At 71.1% G+C, this 16,706-nt stretch carries 9 protein-coding genes and 1 tRNA gene; 8 read left to right on the plus strand and 2 right to left on the minus strand.

Annotated features, from left to right (window positions below; genetic code table 11):
* Positions 1-52 precede the first annotated feature (52 nt).
* Entirely contained in the window at positions 53-4,990 is a 4,938-nt protein-coding gene (locus tag AB0B85_RS09500) for a DUF11 domain-containing protein (protein ID WP_357405376.1), read from the minus strand.
* Between the two features lie 590 nt (positions 4,991-5,580).
* On the opposite strand from AB0B85_RS09500, the gene AB0B85_RS09505 reads away from it, so the two are divergent.
* From AB0B85_RS09505 to AB0B85_RS09515, 3 genes are all read left to right on the plus strand, one after another.
* Positions 5,581-6,000 carry an ASCH domain-containing protein gene (locus AB0B85_RS09505; RefSeq protein ID WP_357405378.1) on the plus strand — a complete coding sequence of 140 codons (420 nt, stop codon included), beginning with the start codon at positions 5,581-5,583 and terminating at the stop codon, positions 5,998-6,000.
* Between the two features lie 70 nt (positions 6,001-6,070).
* Positions 6,071-6,835 carry an ABC transporter ATP-binding protein gene (locus tag AB0B85_RS09510; protein WP_357405380.1) on the plus strand — a complete coding sequence of 255 codons (765 nt, stop codon included), beginning with the start codon at positions 6,071-6,073 and terminating at the stop codon, positions 6,833-6,835.
* The gene (locus tag AB0B85_RS09515) at positions 6,832-8,760 is read left to right on the plus strand and encodes a hypothetical protein (RefSeq protein WP_357405382.1); all 1,929 of its coding nucleotides are present in this window, start codon (positions 6,832-6,834) and stop codon (positions 8,758-8,760) included. Before AB0B85_RS09510 ends, AB0B85_RS09515 begins: the two co-directional genes overlap by 4 nt.
* Before the next feature lie 37 nt (positions 8,761-8,797).
* Here the strand turns inward: AB0B85_RS09515 and AB0B85_RS09520 are convergent, their stop codons facing one another.
* The gene (locus tag AB0B85_RS09520; protein ID WP_357405384.1) at positions 8,798-9,502 is read right to left on the minus strand and encodes a permease-like cell division protein FtsX; all 705 of its coding nucleotides are present in this window, start codon (positions 9,500-9,502) and stop codon (positions 8,798-8,800) included.
* A gap of 211 nt (positions 9,503-9,713) precedes the next feature.
* On the opposite strand from AB0B85_RS09520, the gene fdh reads away from it, so the two are divergent.
* The 5 genes from fdh (at position 9,714) to selA (ending at position 16,705) form a co-directional block, all read left to right on the plus strand.
* A complete protein-coding gene (gene fdh / locus AB0B85_RS09525) occupies positions 9,714-12,986 on the plus strand; it encodes a formate dehydrogenase (protein ID WP_357405386.1) in 3,273 nt (1,090 codons plus the stop codon).
* Positions 12,979-14,100 (plus strand): 4Fe-4S dicluster domain-containing protein, encoded by a 1,122-nt coding sequence (locus AB0B85_RS09530; RefSeq protein ID WP_357405672.1) that lies wholly within the window; start codon positions 12,979-12,981, stop codon positions 14,098-14,100. Before fdh ends, AB0B85_RS09530 begins: the two co-directional genes overlap by 8 nt.
* Complete coding sequence (gene nrfD, locus AB0B85_RS09535) at positions 14,097-15,269, plus strand: NrfD/PsrC family molybdoenzyme membrane anchor subunit (protein ID WP_357405388.1); 1,173 nt, start codon at positions 14,097-14,099, stop codon at positions 15,267-15,269. The genes AB0B85_RS09530 and nrfD overlap by 4 nt, the downstream gene beginning before the upstream one ends.
* Positions 15,270-15,282: 13 nt before the next feature.
* A tRNA-Sec gene (locus AB0B85_RS09540) sits at positions 15,283-15,378 on the plus strand.
* Between the two features lie 22 nt (positions 15,379-15,400).
* The gene (gene selA / locus AB0B85_RS09545) at positions 15,401-16,705 is read left to right on the plus strand and encodes an L-seryl-tRNA(Sec) selenium transferase (protein ID WP_357405390.1); all 1,305 of its coding nucleotides are present in this window, start codon (positions 15,401-15,403) and stop codon (positions 16,703-16,705) included.
* The last annotated feature ends 1 nt before the right edge of the window (position 16,706 follow it).

A 16,706-nucleotide genomic window follows, 5' to 3' on the forward strand; every position in this document is an offset into this window, starting at 1 on the left:
GGTTGCGACAACCCACGAAGTCCGGCATGGACCGGCGTCGCGGCGGCCACGGTCAGGACTTGCGGCGAGTGCGTGGGGGCGCCAGGGCCAGACCGGCAACCAGGAGTACGCCGAGGGCAGCGGCAGAGGCCCCCACCTTGGTGAGGACTGTCAGACGGCCACCCGTGACCGGCATGGGCGGAACCGGCCCAGCGAGGGCCACTGTCGAGGAGCAGTTGGGTGTGCAGTCCGGGTCGGTGACGCCGGCCGGTGGGGTGAGGGTGGCGGTGTTGGTGAGGTCCCCGGTGGTGCCGGAGGGCACAGTTCCGCTGATGGTGTAGGTCAGGGTCCCGCCGGCCAGGACGGTGATGGTGTCGTCGACGTTGCCGGTGCCCGAGGCGGTGCAGGTGCTACCGGTAGATGCCTCGCAGGTCCAGGTGAACGCGGCCAGTGGTGCGGGCAGCGGGTCGGTCAGGGTGGCCCCGACGGCGTCGGACGGGCCGCCGTTGGTGACGGTCACCGTGTAGGTCAGGGGTGTGCCCGGCACGTAGCGGTTCGGTGTTGCCGTCTTGGCCACCGTCAGATCCACGACTGGTCCGGCCGGGGTTACGACCGTCGATGAGCAGTTGGGTGTGCAGTCCGGGTCGGTTGCGCCGGCCGGTGGGGTGAGGGTGGCGGTGTTGGTGAGGTCGCCGGTGGTGCCCGAAGGCACCGTCCCGCTGATCGTGTAGGTCAGGGTCCCGCCAGCGAGGATGGTGGTGGTGTCGTTGATGGTGCCGGTGCCGGACGTGGTGCAGGGGCTGCCGGGGGAAGCTTCACAGGTCCAGCTAAACCCGGCCAGCGGCTCAGGCAGGGGGTCGGTCAGTGTCGCGCCGACGGCGTCGGACGGGCCGCCGTTGGTGACGGTCACCGTGTAGGAGAAGGGTGCGCCCGGCACGTAAGGATTGAGGGCTGCGGTCTTCACCACCGCAAGGGCCACTGTAGGCGCGGCCGGAGTCACGACCGTTGAGGAGCAGTTGGGTGTGCAGTCTGGGTCGGTTGCGCCGGCCGGTGGGGTGAGGGTAGCGGTGTTGGTCAGGTCGCCGGTGGTGCCCGAGGGCGCGGTCCCGCTGATCGTGTAGGTCAGGGTTCCGCCGGCGAGGACGGTGATGGTGTCGTTGATGGTGCCGGTGCCCGAGGCGGTGCAGGTGCTGCCGGCGGATGCTGCACAGGTCCAGGTGAACCCGGCCAGTGGTGCGGGCAGCGGGTCGGTCAGGGTCGCGCCGACGGCGTCGGAGGGCCCGCCGTTGGTGACGGTCACCGTGTAGGTCAGGGGCGTGCCTGGCACGTAGGGGTTCGGGGCTGCGGTCTTCACCACCGCAAGGTCCAGGGCGGGGGAGGCGGGGGTGACCACAGTTGAGGAGCAGGTCGGTGTGCAGTCGGGGTCAGTCGCCCCGGCCGGTGGGGTGAGGGTGGCCGTGTTGGTCAGATCGCCGGTGGTGCCCGAGGGCGCGGTCCCGCTGATCGTGTAGGTCAGGGTTCCGCCGGCGAGGACGGTGATGGTGTCGTTGATGGTGCCGGTGCCCGAGGCGGTGCAGGCACTGCCCGCGGATGCCTCACAGGTCCAGGTGAACCCGGCCAGTGGTGCGGGCAGCGGGTCGGTCAGGGTGGCCCCGACGGCGTCGGAGGGCCCGCCGTTGGTGACGGTCACCGTGTAGGTCAGGGGCGTGCCCGGCACGTAGGGGCTCGGTGTCGCGGTCTTGACCACCGCCAGGTCCACCGTGAGGGCAGCCGGAGTCACGACCGTTGACGAGCAGTTGGGTGTGCAGTCCGGGTCGGTTGTCCCGTCCGGTGGGGTGAGGGTGGCGGTGTTGGTGAGGTCCCCGGTGGTGCCCGAGGGCACGGTTCCGCTGATCGTGTAGGTGACGGTCCCGCCAGCCAGGACGGTGACGGTGTCGTCGACGTTGCCGGTGCCCGACGCGGTGCAGGTGCTACCGGTAGATGCCTCGCAGGTCCAGGTGAACCCCGCCAGTGATGCGGGCAGCGGATCGGTCAGAGTCGCGCCGACGGCGTCGGACGGCCCGCCGTTGGTGACGGTCACCGTGTAGGAGAAGGGCGCCCCCGGCACGTAAGGATTTGAGGATGCGGTCTTCACCACCGCAAGGTCCACTGTAAGCGCCGCCGGAGTCACGACCGTCGAGGAGCAGTTGGGTGTGCAGTCCGGGTCGGTGACGCCGTCCGGTGGGGTGAGGGTGGCCGTGTTGGTCAGGTCGCCCGTGGTGCCCGAGGGCACGGTCCCGCTGATGGTGTAGGTGACGGTTCCGCTGGCGAGGATGGTGATGGTGTCGTTGATGGTGCCGGTGCCCGAGGCGGTGCAGGCACTGCCGGGGGATGCTTCACAGGTCCAGGTGAATCCGGCCAGTGGTGCGGGCAGCGGGTCGGTCAGCGTCGCGCCGACGGCATCGGACGGGCCTCCGTTGGTGACCGTCACCGTGTAGGAGAAGGGCGCCCCCGGCACGTAGGGGTTCGGGGATGCGGTCTTGGTCACGGCCAGGTCTACGACTGGTCCGGCCGGGGTCACCACTGTTGAGGAGCAGTTGGGTGTGCAGTCCGGGTCGGTTGCGCCGACTGGTGGGGTGAGGGTGGCGGTGTTGGTCAGATCGCCCGTGGTGCCGGAGGGCACGGTTCCGCTGATGGTGTAGGTCAGGGTCCCGCCGGCCAGGATGGTGATGGTGTCGTTGATGGTGCCGGTGCCCGACGCGGTGCAGGTGCTGCCGGCGGATGCTTCGCAGGTCCAGGTGAATCCGGCCAGTGGTGCGGGCAGCGGGTCGGTCAGGGTCGCGCCGACGGCGTCGGACGGCCCGCCGTTGGTGACGGTCACCGTGTAGGTCAGGGGTGTGCCCGGCACGTAAGGGCTTGGTGTTGCCGTCTTGGTCACCGCCAAGTCCACGACTGGTCCGGCCGGAGTCACGACCGTTGACGAGCAGTTGGGTGTGCAGTCCGGGTCGGTTGCGCCGGCCGGTGGGCTGAGGGTGGCGGTGTTGGTCAGGTCCCCGGTGGTGCCCGAAGGCACCGTCCCACTGATCGTGTAGGTGACGGTCCCGCCAGCCAGGACGGTGACGGAGTCGTTGATGGTGCCGGCGCCCGACGCGGTGCAGGCACTGCCCGCGGATGCTTCACAGGTCCAGGTGAACCCGGCCAGCGGTGCGGGCAGCGGGTCGGTCAGCGTCGCCCCGACGGCATCGGACGGGCCGCCGTTGGTGACCGTCACCGTGTAGGAGAAGGGCGCCCCCGGCACGTATGGATTTGGGGATGCGGTCTTGGTCACCGCCAGATCCACTGTAAGCGCGGCCGGAGTCACCACCGTCGACGAGCAGTTGGGCGTGCAGTCGGGATCCGAGACGCCGTCCGGTGGGGTGAGGGTGGCCGTGTTGGTCAGATCGCCGGTGGTGCCCGAGGGCACGGTCCCGCTGATCGTGTAGGTGACGGTTCCGCCGGCCAGGACGGTGATGGTGTCGTTGATGGTGCCGGTGCCCGAGGCGGTGCAGGTGCTGCCGGCGGATGCTGCACAGGTCCAGGTGAACCCGGCCAGTGGTGCGGGCAGCGGGTCGGTCAGGGTCGCCCCGACGGCGTCGGAGGGCCCGCCGTTGGTCACAGTCACCGTGTACGAGAGGGGTGCTCCCGGCACGTAGGGGCTCGGCGTCGCGGTCTTCACGACCGCGAGATCCACGGTGGGGATGACGGTGAGAGTGGTCGAGCCAGGCGGGTTGATCCCCACGATGGTAGGGAAGTTGCTCTCACAGCCAGGGATCGTTGAGCCGTCCGGTGCGACGCATCCGCTGTTGGTGTACGAGCCGACCACGGTGCTTGTCACCTGGACAGAGATTGTGCAGGAGGCGACATTCAGGTCTATGTTGCCGGCGAAGTCGACAGACGTTGCGCCAGCGGGAGCGGTCACTGTGGCTCCCGAGCACGTGGTGCTGTTGACCCCGGTGGCTGTCACATTGGCGGGAAGGTTGTCGGTGAAACTCATCCCGTTCTTGGCTTGCAGATCGTCGGTGTTGGTGATGGTGAACGTCAGCGTGGACGTCTGCCCCTGCCCGATGGTCGTCGGGCTGAAAGCCTTGTCGAGCTGCGGGGTCACGTCGACGATCTGCGGAAGGTCGAACGCGACGTCGTTCCCGATGCCCGACGCTGTCGCGTTGTAGAGGCGTACGCCCAATGTCGGTGTGTCGGCCAACGACAATTGCAGCGCTGTCGACTGCAGCTTGGCTATCCAGGTGGCGTTGATGATCACGGCGCCGGGATCCGTACACGGGCTCAGGTTCTGTGCGAGCACCGTCGGGACGTCGTTGAGAAGCAGCTCGAACCTAAGTCGCGCCCGCTGGGCGGAGGGAACGGTGCAGTTCCTCTCAGCGAAGATCGCCGAAACCGAGTAGAAATGGCCACCGGTCGCCGGAATTGTGTTGTTGTCGGTCTCCAGTTGGTATCCGGGAAGCTGCGCGCCTGTCACGCTGTTGGTGTACTCGGTAAGTACCTGGTTCGTGGCGGCGACTTCGGGGCTCTGCCCCTGGAACAGCCCCATGTCACGGGCCATTTCCTGCAGCCGGCTCCACGCGCCTGAACGACCGCACTGGTCGTTGTTGGTGACCGGCGGGCTACCACCGTTGGGCGGCAGCGGTGACGTCTGGCGCATGATCCAGCCGTTGCACGCGCTCGCGCCGGGGCTCCACGCGGGGTCCGCCGTATAGGTCTCGCCGTCCGCGCCGCTGCCCCCTGGTCCCGGCACGTAGACGGAGCCCGGCGAGCCAGTGTAGGAGCCAATGCGAATCGGTGCCGCAACCGCGCTCTCGTTGGAGAAATCCTCAGTGAACACCGGGGTGCCGGGCTGGGGGTTTCCGGGCAGGCCTGGGACGGTCGCCAATGCGGGTTGGCTTGGCGCCACAACCATCAACGTTGACGACACCACCAGCGCGCCAACCGCCCCCAGCGCCGATGTGAACCATCGACGTTCTCTGCGAACCATATTCATTTCCCCCGTATTGCAGGTTGCAGTAGTTGCAGTAGTGGCGCGCTGGCCGAGCCTGACGATCTCAAATCGCGAACGCCAGGCAGAATCACCCGATACAGGGTCACCCAATCGGGTGAACGGATCCCGGCTTAATCCAACGGCAGGGACGGGACGACCGGGGGGCTTGAGCAAAAGCGCCAGCGCACTTCTTCAACCCTGATTCTCGGTGCGGTGACGGCCGCCGTCACTTCCGGACATGCCGTACGGCATACCTCCGGGGACGCCGGCCAGAAAAAACGCATTGATCCCGCTGCTCAGCACAGGGGAATTCGAGGATCTTTTCGGGGTGGGTCGGCAAGGGTGACGGTGCGGTCGGTGCCACTGCCGCACCGTCGATGAGTACGTCGGTCGCTCAACATCGGTGCGACGGGCAACCGCCCGTCGTGCCCACGACTACCGGATGCGCCGGCTGCGCGAGGCTGCCGAGCCGTTGTGGTGCCACAAAATACGTGGACGGTCACTGTGTGCGGGAAGCAGGGCTCGTACGGACCGGGCCGCTCCACAGCCGGCGCAGCTCCCGCACCGTGCGCCGGATCGCGTACCCTCCGCGGATGGACCTCGATGATCTTCCGCTCGCCGAGTTCGCGTTTCCCGGGCCACTGCGGGACAAGTTGGTGGGCGCGATCCTTTCCGGGGCGAAGACCTCGACGACCGGCCTGCTGATCGGTTACGAGCGTGCTGACGAGCCGCTGCCCGAGGTGGGCCAACTGTCCGCCGTTGTGGACTCCGCGGGCCGGCGGTTGGCCGCCATCGAACTGACCGACGTACGGGTTGTCCGGCTCGCCGACGTCGACCTGGCACACGCCCTGGCCGAGGGGGAGGGCGACGAGTCGGTGGCGCAGTGGCGCGCCGGGCATGAGACGTTCTGGCACAGCGCCGAGGTGCGCGCCGAGCTGGGCGACCCCGATTTCACAGTGGACGACGACACCCTGGTGGTGACCGAGCGCTTCCGGCTGGTGCACACCGTCTGAGCGGTCGGAGCCGCTGCGCACCGATCCGCGACGGGCCACGCCCTTGTGCAAGGTCACCTATGCTCGGCGCGTGATCACCCCAGCACTGGAGATTCGCGGCTTGGTGAAGACCTTCGGGACGCATCGCGCGGTGAACGACATCGACCTGACGGTCCACCGCGGCACGTTCCACGGCATCGTCGGCCCCAACGGTGCGGGCAAGTCCACCACCATCGGGATGGCCGTCGGACTCGTCACCCCGGACGCCGGTGAGATCCGGATCCTCGGGCACGACGCGCTGCGCGACCGTGGTCTGACCCGCGCGCTGACCGGGGTGCTGCCCGACGGTCTTGACTTCCCGGAACGCCTCACCGGTGCCGAACTGCTGCGCTACAGCGCCGGCCTGCGGGGGCTGAACCGGGTCGCGGCCACCGAACGCGCCGCCGAGCTGATCGAGGTGCTCGGCCTGGCCAGGGGCGCCGGCACACCGCTTGCCGACTGCTCCACCGGCACCCGCAAGAAGCTCGGCCTCGCCCAGGCGCTGCTGCACGCGCCCCGGCTGCTCGTGCTCGACGAACCGTTCGAGGCGGTCGACCCGGTCTCCGCGGCCACCATCCGCCGGGTACTGCGCCGGTTCGTGGCCGGCGGCGGCACCTGTGTGCTGTCCACCCACTCGATGTTGCTCGTCGAGCAGATGTGCGACGAGGTCACCGTGATCCACCAGGGCCGGGTCGCCGCCGCCGGGTCGGTCGCCGAGGTCGCCGCCGGCAGCAGCCTGGAGGAACGGTTCGTCGAGTTGGTCGGTGCCGACGCCGCCGGCAGCGCCGGCCTGGACTGGCTTACCGAGGCACGATGAGCACCCGACCTGACGCCGCGCTGGCCGGCACCCTGCACACGATCGCGGTTCCGGCCCGGATGCGCGCGGCCATGCTGCGCCGCTCGCTGCGCGAGCACCCGGGACCCACGGTGGCCGGCCTGGCCGGTCTGCTCGCCGCCGGCTGGCTGATCCGGTACGCGCTGCGCGGTGACCAGCACACCCTCGCCCTGCTCGTCGGGGCGTGGGTGCTCGGCTGGATCGTGCTGCCGCTACTGCTCGGCGGCGGGCGCGGCCGGGTCCGCCCGGCCCACCTGCGGTTGGAGCCGATCGGCGGCCTCCCGGCCGCGACCGGTCTGCTCGCCGCGTCGGCGGTCGGGATCGGCCCGGCCGTCTCGCTTGTGGCGCTCGCCGCGCTGCCGGTGCACGCCGCTCGGCACGGCGCCGGCGCGGTCCTCGTCGCCGCCGTCGGCGCGGTGCTGCTCTGGCTGCTCGGGCTGATCGGCTCGGCCATCGCCCTGGAACTCGTCGGCCACGCCGGAGGTCCGGCCGGAGCACTGCTCACCGGCATCCTCACCGGCACGGCGATGGGGGTGGCCGGGTCGCTCTGGGCGGTCTTCCCCTGGGTGTCGATCCTGCTCATCGGGGCGCCGGACGAGGTCGTCCGGGCCATGCGGTACGTGCCGAGCGCCTGGCCGGTCTCCGCCGCGTCCGGACCCACCGGGCACGGCGTACGCCTGCTGGCGACCCTGGTGGGCATCGTGGCGCTCTGCGCCGCCGCGTACCTCATGCTGGTGCGAAGGGTGATCACCACGGGCATGCCGTTCCGGCCGCGCGCGACCACCGCGCTCCCGGTCGGAAGGGGCGGCGGCGACCAGCCGGACGCGCGGCGCGCAAGCAGTGCGGCGTCACCGGCCGGCGACAGGCGCGAGCCGGGCCGCCGGCGGGCGTGGGTGCCGGCCCCGACGCGAGCGGTCGCGGGACGGGAGCTGCGGGCCTGGGCGCGGCATCCGCTGCGGTTGCAGTACCTGGCGTTCGCTGTGGTCTACGGCGCACTGCTCGCCGGGCTGCCGCTGCTGTCCGACGTCGACCTGCTGGTGCCCTGGGCCGGGTCGTTCGCCGTGCTCGGCGCGGCGGCGATGTCGGCCGGGCTGGTCGGACTGGACGGCACCGCGCTGTGGCTGCCGCTCACCACGCCGGGCGGCGAACGGGCCGAGGTGCGGGGGCGGGCCCTGGCCTGGCTGGTGCTTGTCACCCCGATCGGGGTGCTGCTCGCCGTCGTCGGCGTCCTCGTCGCGCCCGACGTCGATCCGCTGGCCGCGCTCGCCACCCTGCCGGCACTGCTCGGCGCGGGCGCGTCGGTGCCGGTGTGGGTGTCGTTGCTGCGGGTACGACCGGCAGCCGACCCACGGCACCCCACCTCGGCCGACAACCCCACCGACATCGTCAGCGTGCTGGTCGCCACCGGGGCGGGGCTGGTGGCCGCCGCGCCGGTGCTCGCGCTGGTGATCTGGGGTCCGCCGGAGGTGGCGCCGCTGCTGCCACCGGTCGGGCTGCTCAGCGGCGTCGCGGCCTGGTGGGGTGGCATCTGGTTGGCCGACGAACGACTGACCCGGCGCGCGACAGACGTGCTCGCCGCGGCCGGCCAGCGCACTCGGCCCCCGGAGACAGTGCTCCCGCTGACCTGGGACGCCGACTGGTACCGGGAGAACAAGACGACCGCGTGGGCACTCGGACTGCTCACCGTGGGGTGGATCCCGGTGATCCCCCAGGGCGTGCTGCCGTTGGCGTTCGGGATCGACAGCGGGTGGATCGTGGCCGGTCACCTGAGCGGGAGCGCACACACGGCGGTGGCGTTGGCCATGGTCGGGGTGGGCGTCGCGATGCTGCTCGCCGGCCTGGTGCTGTGGGACCGCCGACCACAGCAGGCCGGCCCTGCCCAACCCGCTCCCGGACAGCACAAGTAGACGGCCGACCGCGGAGAGCCGCGTCTCCGCGGAGGCGTTACAGCATCGCCAGTGGAGCCAGGGGTGTGCCGTCGACGCCGTCGAGCTTCATCAGCTCGGACACGCCAGATCCCTCTCTGGTCAGGGGCATCTCGAAGCGCCACGACTCGTACGTCAGCTGCGGTTGGAGTTGGCTGGCCAGGTCGCCCTTGCCCTGGCACCGCTTACGCAGGCGCTCGTATGCGGCGTCGCGGTCCTCGAAGGTGACCGACTTCGCCGTCGGCAGTGCCCGGACGGCCTTCTCCACGGCGGCTCGTTGTTCGCCGGTCGCCGACGGTTTCAGCCGGACGATGACCCCGATCCGGGATGGCAGCGGCTCGACATCCGCGATCCTGAGCACCACGTCGTCCACGCCGTCGACCTCAGCCAGCACCAGTTCGATCGCCTCGGCGATCGAGGCGTCGGTGACGGTGGCGCGGAAGAGCTCGGGCATGTGTTCCGGCTTGAGCGACGCCAACAGGTCGGGCCGGTCCTGCAGATCCGCCTTCTGCCGCTCGTAGGTCTGCTCGCGGGACTCGAAGGACACCTCGGTGACGCTTGGCATCGAGGTGAGCCGCTGCCGCACGGTGTCCTTCTGGGCCACCGTCACGTCGTTGTCGAGGAAGACGGCCACGGCGACCGCCGCGGTCTCCTCGGGCTTCGAGGTGCAGGCGGAGAGGGCCAGGAGGGCTGCGAGGGCCAGTGCCGGTGCGGTGCGACGCATGATCGGAGATCGTAGCTACCATTCCCAGCCTTCGCGGCCCGTGCCGGAGCCGTCAGGCCGAGCTGACCATCGCCATCCCACCTGCCTCTCCCGGCCCGCACGATCACGCCGGGGGAGGCATGACTGTTGGTGATCCCGCTGCGACCGGACCGGCACCTCATCTAACGTCAGAGTGTTCATATTTGGTGTGCTTGGTCGGGAAGGTGCGGCAATGGGGGTGCGTAGCTGGATCGAGGGCTGGCCGGTCTACCGCCAGCTCACCGGCACCGACCCGTTGGGCCGGGGCGCGGCGGCGAAGTCCGACGGATCCCGCGCGCTCACCGCCCGCACCGACACCGCCGACAGCGTGGCCCGGTCCGTCTGCCCGTACTGCGCCGTCGGCTGTGGTCAGCGGGTGTACGTCAAGGATGGCCGGGTCAGTCAGATCGAGGGTGACCCGGACAGCCCGATCTCGCGGGGTCGGCTTTGCCCGAAGGGTTCGGCGAGCAAGAGCCTGGTGACCAGTCCGCTGCGGCAGACGACGGTCCGCTACCGCCGTCCCTATTCGACGCAGTGGGAGGATCTGGACCTCGACACCGCGCTCGACATGATCGCCGACCGGATGCTCGCGGCCCGCGAGCAGACCTGGGAGGACGTCGACACGCAGGGCCGGCCGCTCAACCGGACGCTGGGTTTCTCCAGCCTGGGTGGGGCGACGCTTGACAACGAGGAGAACTACCTCATCAAGAAGTTGTTCACCGCGATGGGGGCGCTCCAGATCGAGAACCAGGCCCGTATTTGACACTCCGCCACCGTCCCCGGTCTGGGGGCCAGCTTCGGTCGTGGCGGTGCGACGGATTTCCAGCAGGACATCGCCAACGCTGACGTGATCGTCATCCAGGGTTCGAACATGGCTGAGGCGCACCCGGTGGGTTTCCAGTGGGTGATGGAGGCCAAGCGTCGGGGCGCGAAGGTGTTCCACGTCGACCCCCGGTTCACCCGGACCAGCGCGGTTGCCGACGCGTACCTGCCGATCCGGGCCGGCACCGACATCGCCCTGCTGGGTGGCGTGGTGCGCTACATCCTCGACAACGAGCTGGACTTCCGCGAGTACGTGCTGTCGTACACCAACGCGGCGACGATCGTCAGCGAGGATTTCGTCGACACCGAGGACGGCGACGGGTTCTTCTCCGGGTTCGATCCGGAGACCGGCAGCTACGTGCAGGACAGCTGGCAGTACGCGGGGCACGAGGGTTCGTCCGGCAGTGGGCACACCGCCCAGGAGCGGGACAGCGCCGCCGGGTTGACGCACGAGTCGCACGGCGCGCAGGTGGGTGGGCAGACCGAGCGGGACGAGACGTTGCAGCACCCGCGCTGCGTCTACCAGATCCTCAAGCGGCACTTCTCCCGTTACACCCCGGAGATGGTGGAACGGGTCTGCGGGATTCCGCGGGAGCAGTTCCTCGAGTTGGCCGAGGCGTGGACCCGCAACTCCGGTCGGGAGCGGACCGGCATGCTGATCTACTCGGTGGGCTGGACGCAGCACAGCGTCGGCGTGCAGTACATCCGTACCGGCGCGATCATCCAACTGCTGCTGGGCAACATGGGTCGCCCGGGTGGCGGTGTGATGGCGCTGCGCGGGCACGCGAGCATCCAGGGCTCCACCGACATCCCGACGCTGTTCAACCTGCTGCCCGGCTACCTGCCGATGCCCCACCATGCCGAGCACCCGAGCTTCGACGAGTGGGTGGAGAGCATCCGGCACCCGGGTCAGAAGGGGTTCTGGGGCAACGCGCGGTCGTTCGCGGCCAGCCTGCTCAAGGCGTACTGGGGTGACGCGGCGACACCGGAGAACGACTTCTGTTACGGCTACCTGCCCCGGTTGACCGGTGATCACGGCACCTACCAGCAGGTGCTCAACATGATCGACGGGAAGGTCAAGGGGTACTTCCTGCTCGGGCAGAACCCGGCGGTCGGCTCGGCGCACGGCCGCGCGCAGCGCCTCGGCATGGCCAACCTGGACTGGCTGGTGGTCCGGGACCTGTTCATGATCGAGAGCGCCACGTTCTGGCAGAGCGGCCCCGAGGTGGCCACCGGGGAGATCGTGCCCGAGGAGTGTCGGACCGAGGTGTTCTTCCTGCCGGCCGCCTCGCACGTGGAGAAGGAGGGCACGTTCACCCAGACGCAGCGGCTGTTGCAGTGGCGGGAAAAGGCCGTCGAGCCACCGGGCGACGCCCGCTCCGAGCTGTGGTTCTTCTACCACCTCGGGCGCCGGCTGCGGGAGAAGCTGGCCGACTCGCCGCTGCCGCGCGACCGGGCGTTGCTCGACCTCACCTGGGACTACCCCACGCACGGTCCGCACGCGGAGCCGAGCGCCGAGGCGGTGCTGCGCGAGATCAACGGGTACGACGTGACGACCGGCCGTCCGCTGTCCAGCTTCGCCGAGGCCCGCGACGACGGCTCCACAGCGATCGGCTGCTGGATCTACACCGGGGTGTACGCCGACGGCGTCAACCAGGCGGCGCGGCGCAGGTCCCGACACGAGCAGGACTGGGTAGCCGCCGAGTGGGGCTGGGCGTGGCCGGCGAACCGGCGCATCCTCTACAACCGTGCCTCCGCCGACCCGGACGGTAACCCGTGGAGCGAGCGCAAGAAGTACGTCTGGTGGGACCCGGACAAGGGCGAGTGGACCGGCTACGACGTGCCGGACTTCGAGAAGACCAAACCGCCGTCGTACCGGCCGCCGCCCGGCGCGTCCGGGACCGAGGGCATCGCCGGTGACGACCCGTTCGTCATGCAGGGTGACGGCAAGGGTTGGCTGTACGCGCCCAGCGGCGTGCTGGACGGGCCGCTGCCCACCCACTACGAGCCGGTGGAGTCGCCGGTGCGCAACCCGCTGTACCGGCAGCAGGCCAACCCGACGCGCAAGATGTACGCGCACCCGGTGAACTCGGTGAACCCGAGCCCGCCGCAGGAGCACGCGCAGGTGTTCCCGTACGTGTTCACTGTCAGTCGGCTGACCGAGCACCACACCGCCGGGGCGATGAGTCGGATGGTGCGGACGCTTGCCGAGTTGCAGCCGGAGATGTTCGTCGAGGTGTCGCCGGAGTTGGCGGTCGAGCGTGGGCTGGCACATCTGGGGTGGGCGCACCTGGTGACGGCGCGGGCGGCCATCGAGGCGAAGGTGTTGGTGACCGATCGGCTCACCCCGTTGCGGGTGGATGGTCGGGTCATTCATCAGGTGTGGTTGCCGTACCACTTCGGGTTCGAGGGCCTGGTCACCGGCGATTCGGCGAACGACCTGTTCGGTATCAGCCTGGACCCGAACGTCCTGATCCAGGAGAGCAAGGTCGGCACCTGCGACATCCAGCCGGGCCGGCGGCCCACCGGGCCGGCTCTGCTCGACCTGGTGGCTGACTACCAGCGGCGGGCCGGGATCCTGCCCGGCCAGCACGCTCCGGCCGTCACCACCGACAGTGTGGCGGAGGAGCGCGGTGATTCCTGACCCGAACAGCCTGTACGGCCCGTTGGATCCGGCGCCCGAGGCCGGTTACCAGAACGCGCCGCCCCGGATGGGGTTCTTCACCGACACCAGCGTCTGCATCGGCTGTAAAGCGTGCGAGGTGGCCTGCAAGGAGTGGAACGGTGTCCCGGAGAGCGGGCTCGACCTGCTCGGCATGTCGTACGACAACACCGGCGCGTTGACCGCGAACTCGTGGCGGCACGTCGCGTTCATCGAGCAGCCCCGGCCGGCCGGGCACCGCGCGCCGCCGTTCGCGGGGACGCCGACCGATGGCTCGGTGAGCGCGGCGTCGGCGGCCGTGGCGGCGGGTACGACCGAGCGCACCGGCACGGACCCGGGGCTGCCGACCGGCACGCCGTCCGCCGCCGCCCGGATGACCGGGGGCGGGCCGATCGATGTCCTCGGCGCCCCGATCGCCGACTCTCCGACCGGTCCGATCGCCACGGGCCGGGCTGGCGGGGGTCCGCAGTTCCTGGGGATGCCGGGGGCGCAGCCGCCGGGGCGGGGTACCGGTGCCGAGGGGCGTTCGGATTTCCGCTGGTTGATGATGTCGGACGTCTGCAAGCACTGCACGCACGCGGCGTGTCTGGACGTGTGTCCGACGGGGTCGTTGTTCCGGACGGAGTTCGGGACTGTGGTGGTGCAGGAGGACATCTGCAACGGGTGTGGGTACTGCATTTCGGCGTGTCCGTACGGGGTGATCGATCAGCGTAAGGACGACGGTCGGGCGTGGAAGTGCACGCTGTGCTACGACCGGTTGGGTGCGGGGATGACCCCGGCGTGTGCGCAGGCGTGTCCGACCGAGTCGATCCAGTACGGCCCGCTCGACGAGTTGCGGGAGCGGGCCGCGGCACGGGTCGAGACACTGCACGAGCGGGGCGTGCCGGAGGCCCGCCTGTACGGGCACGACCCGAACGACGGGGTGGGTGGCGACGGCGCGTTCTTCCTGCTGTTGGACGAGCCGGAGGTGTACGGGTTGCCACCGGATCCGGTGGTGACCACCCGGGACCTGCCGGCCATGTGGAAACGCGCCGGCTTCGCCGCCCTCGCCATGGCGGCGGCGACCGTCGCCGCGTTCGTCGGAGGTTCCTCGTGAGCGCGCACCGCCCCGAAACGGGTGACCGCTTCCGCCGCTTCCGTGACCGGCTCGCCGCCGACCCCTCGGATGGTTCGCGGGTGCGGCACGCGGCGGCGAGCCCCGACTCCGGAACGGACCTGACCTCCGGGCGGTCGCGGGCCGCCGAACGCTCCGGTCGCCGGAGCGGGCGTCGCGGCGGTGGCGAGGAAGTGCGGGTGCCGGCGGCCGAGTTCACGTCGTACTACGGTCGCCCCATCCTCAAGGCGCCGGTCTGGAAGTGGGACATCGCGGCGTACCTGTTCACCGGTGGGCTGGCCGCCGGCTCGTCGCTGCTCGCCGCGGGTGGGCAGCTCACCGGCCGGCCGGCGTTGCGTCGCGCCGGTCGGGTGACCGCGCTGGCCGCCGTCAGCGCCAGCGCCGTCTTCCTGATCCGGGACCTGGGCCGGCCGGCGCGGTTCCACCACATGCTCCGGGTGGCCAAACCGACCTCGCCGATGTCGATGGGCACCTGGATCCTCACCGCGTACGGGCCGGCCGCGGGCGTCGCCGCCATTGCCGAGGTCGCCGGTCGGCTGCCCCGCCACGGGCCGCTCGGGCTGGCCGGTCGGGCGTTGCCGTCGCTGGGGCACGCCGCCGGGCTGCTCGCCGCCGGGACCGCGCCCGCGCTGGCCACGTACACCGGGGTGCTGCTCGCCGACACGGCGGTGCCGTCGTGGCACGAGGCGTACCCCGAGTTGCCTGTCATCTTCGCCGGCAGCGCCCTGGCCAGCGGCGCCGGCGTGGGTCTGCTCGCCGCGCCGCCGGAGCAGGCCGGGCCGGCCCGGCGGATGGCGGTGGCCGGCGCGGCCCTGGAACTGTACGGCGCGCACCGGGTGGAGACCCGCCTCGGTCTGCTCAGCGAGCCCTACCGGCAGGGCCGCCCCGGGCGGCTGCTGCGCGCCGGGCGGCTGCTCACCGCCGGTGGGGTCGGCGGTGCGCTGCTCGGCCGGCGCAGCCGGTCGGTGAGCGCGCTGTCCGGTGCCGCGCTGCTGGCCGCCTCGGTGCTCACCCGGTTCGGCATCTTCTACGGCGGCGTCGCCTCCGCCCGCGATCCCCGGTACACGGTGGTGCCGCAGCGCGAACGGGCCGACGCCCGGCGAACCAGCATGGATCTTCCAGCTGGTCGCGCGGCCCCGCCCGGGGTGTGATCGAATGTCCGGTGGAGGCGTTCAGGTGGCTGGTGCCCCTCCCGGTCTTCAAAACCGGAGTGGTCCGGGACCCGGGCCAGGCGGGTTCGATTCCCGTCCGTCTCCGCCAAACCGCAGCGGGGGATGACGCGATGGGCGACGGGCCGGTGGACCCGCGACGCCGCGTGCCTCGCACCGACACGCTCCTGGCCGACCCGCTGCTGGCCGCGGCCAGCACGACGCTGGGCCGGGACCGGGTGAAGGCGGTGGTCGTCCGCGCCCAGGAGCAGGCCCGCCGCGGCGAGATCAATCCCGACGAGGTACGCGACGCCGCGGTCGCCGCGTTGCCCGCCGTCGGCCCCCGGGCGGTGCTCAACGCCACGGGCGTCGTGCTGCACACCAACCTGGGCCGGGCGGCGCTGTCGCCCGCCGCGGTCGCCGCGGTGGTGGCCGCCGCCGGGCACACCGACGTGGAGTTGGACCTGAGCACCGGCCGACGGGCCCGCCGTGGCCGCGACGCGCTCGACGCCCTGGCCGCCGCCGTGCCCGACGCGGGTGCCGTGCACGTGGTCAACAACGGCGCCGCCGCGCTGGTGCTGGCCGCCACCGCGCTGGCCGCCGGCCGGGAGATCGTGGTCAGCCGGGGCGAACTCGTCGAGATCGGCGACGGTTTCCGCCTGCCCGACCTGCTGGAGAGCACCGGCGCCCGGTTGCGGGAGGTGGGCACCACCAACCGCACCACACTCGCGGACTACGCCGCCGTGCTCGGCCCGCAGACCGGCTTCGTGCTCAAGGTGCACCCGTCGAACTTCCAGGTCACCGGCTTCACCTCGGCGACCCCGGTACGCCAACTGGCCACCCTCGGGGTGCCGGTGGTCGCCGACATCGGCTCCGGCCTGCTCACCGCGGATGCGCTGCTGCCCGACGAACCGGACGCGGCGAGCACCCTGCGCGCGGGTGCCGCGCTGGTCACGGCCAGCGGTGACAAGCTGCTCGGCGGCCCGCAGGCGGGCCTGCTGCTCGGTGACGTCGACCTGGTCGAGAGGCTGCGCCGGCACCCGCTGGCCCGGGCGCTGCGGGTGGACAAGCTCACCCTGGCCGCGCTGGCCGCCACAGTGCACCGACCGGTCACCCCGACCCGGGCCGCCCTGCACGCCGACCCGGCCGCCCTGCGAGAGCGGGTGGAGCGGCTGCGTGACCGGCTCGGCGCGGACGGCCGCAAGGCCGAGGTGGTGCCGGCCGTCGCGGTGGTCGGCGGTGGCGGAGCACCGGGGGTCGAGCTGGACTCGTGGGCGCTGAGCCTGCCCGAACGGTACGCGGGTCCGCTGCGCACCAGCGAGCAGCCGGTGCTCGGCCGGGTGGTCCGGGGTCGGCTCCTGCTCGACCTGCGCTGTGTCCCCGAAGAGGCCGACGACGCCGTCCGGGCGGCCGTGCTGCGCGTACCCGGGGACGACTGAG

The organism is Micromonospora sp. NPDC049044 (genome assembly GCF_040649215.1).
Taxonomy (GTDB): domain Bacteria; phylum Actinomycetota; class Actinomycetes; order Mycobacteriales; family Micromonosporaceae; genus Micromonospora.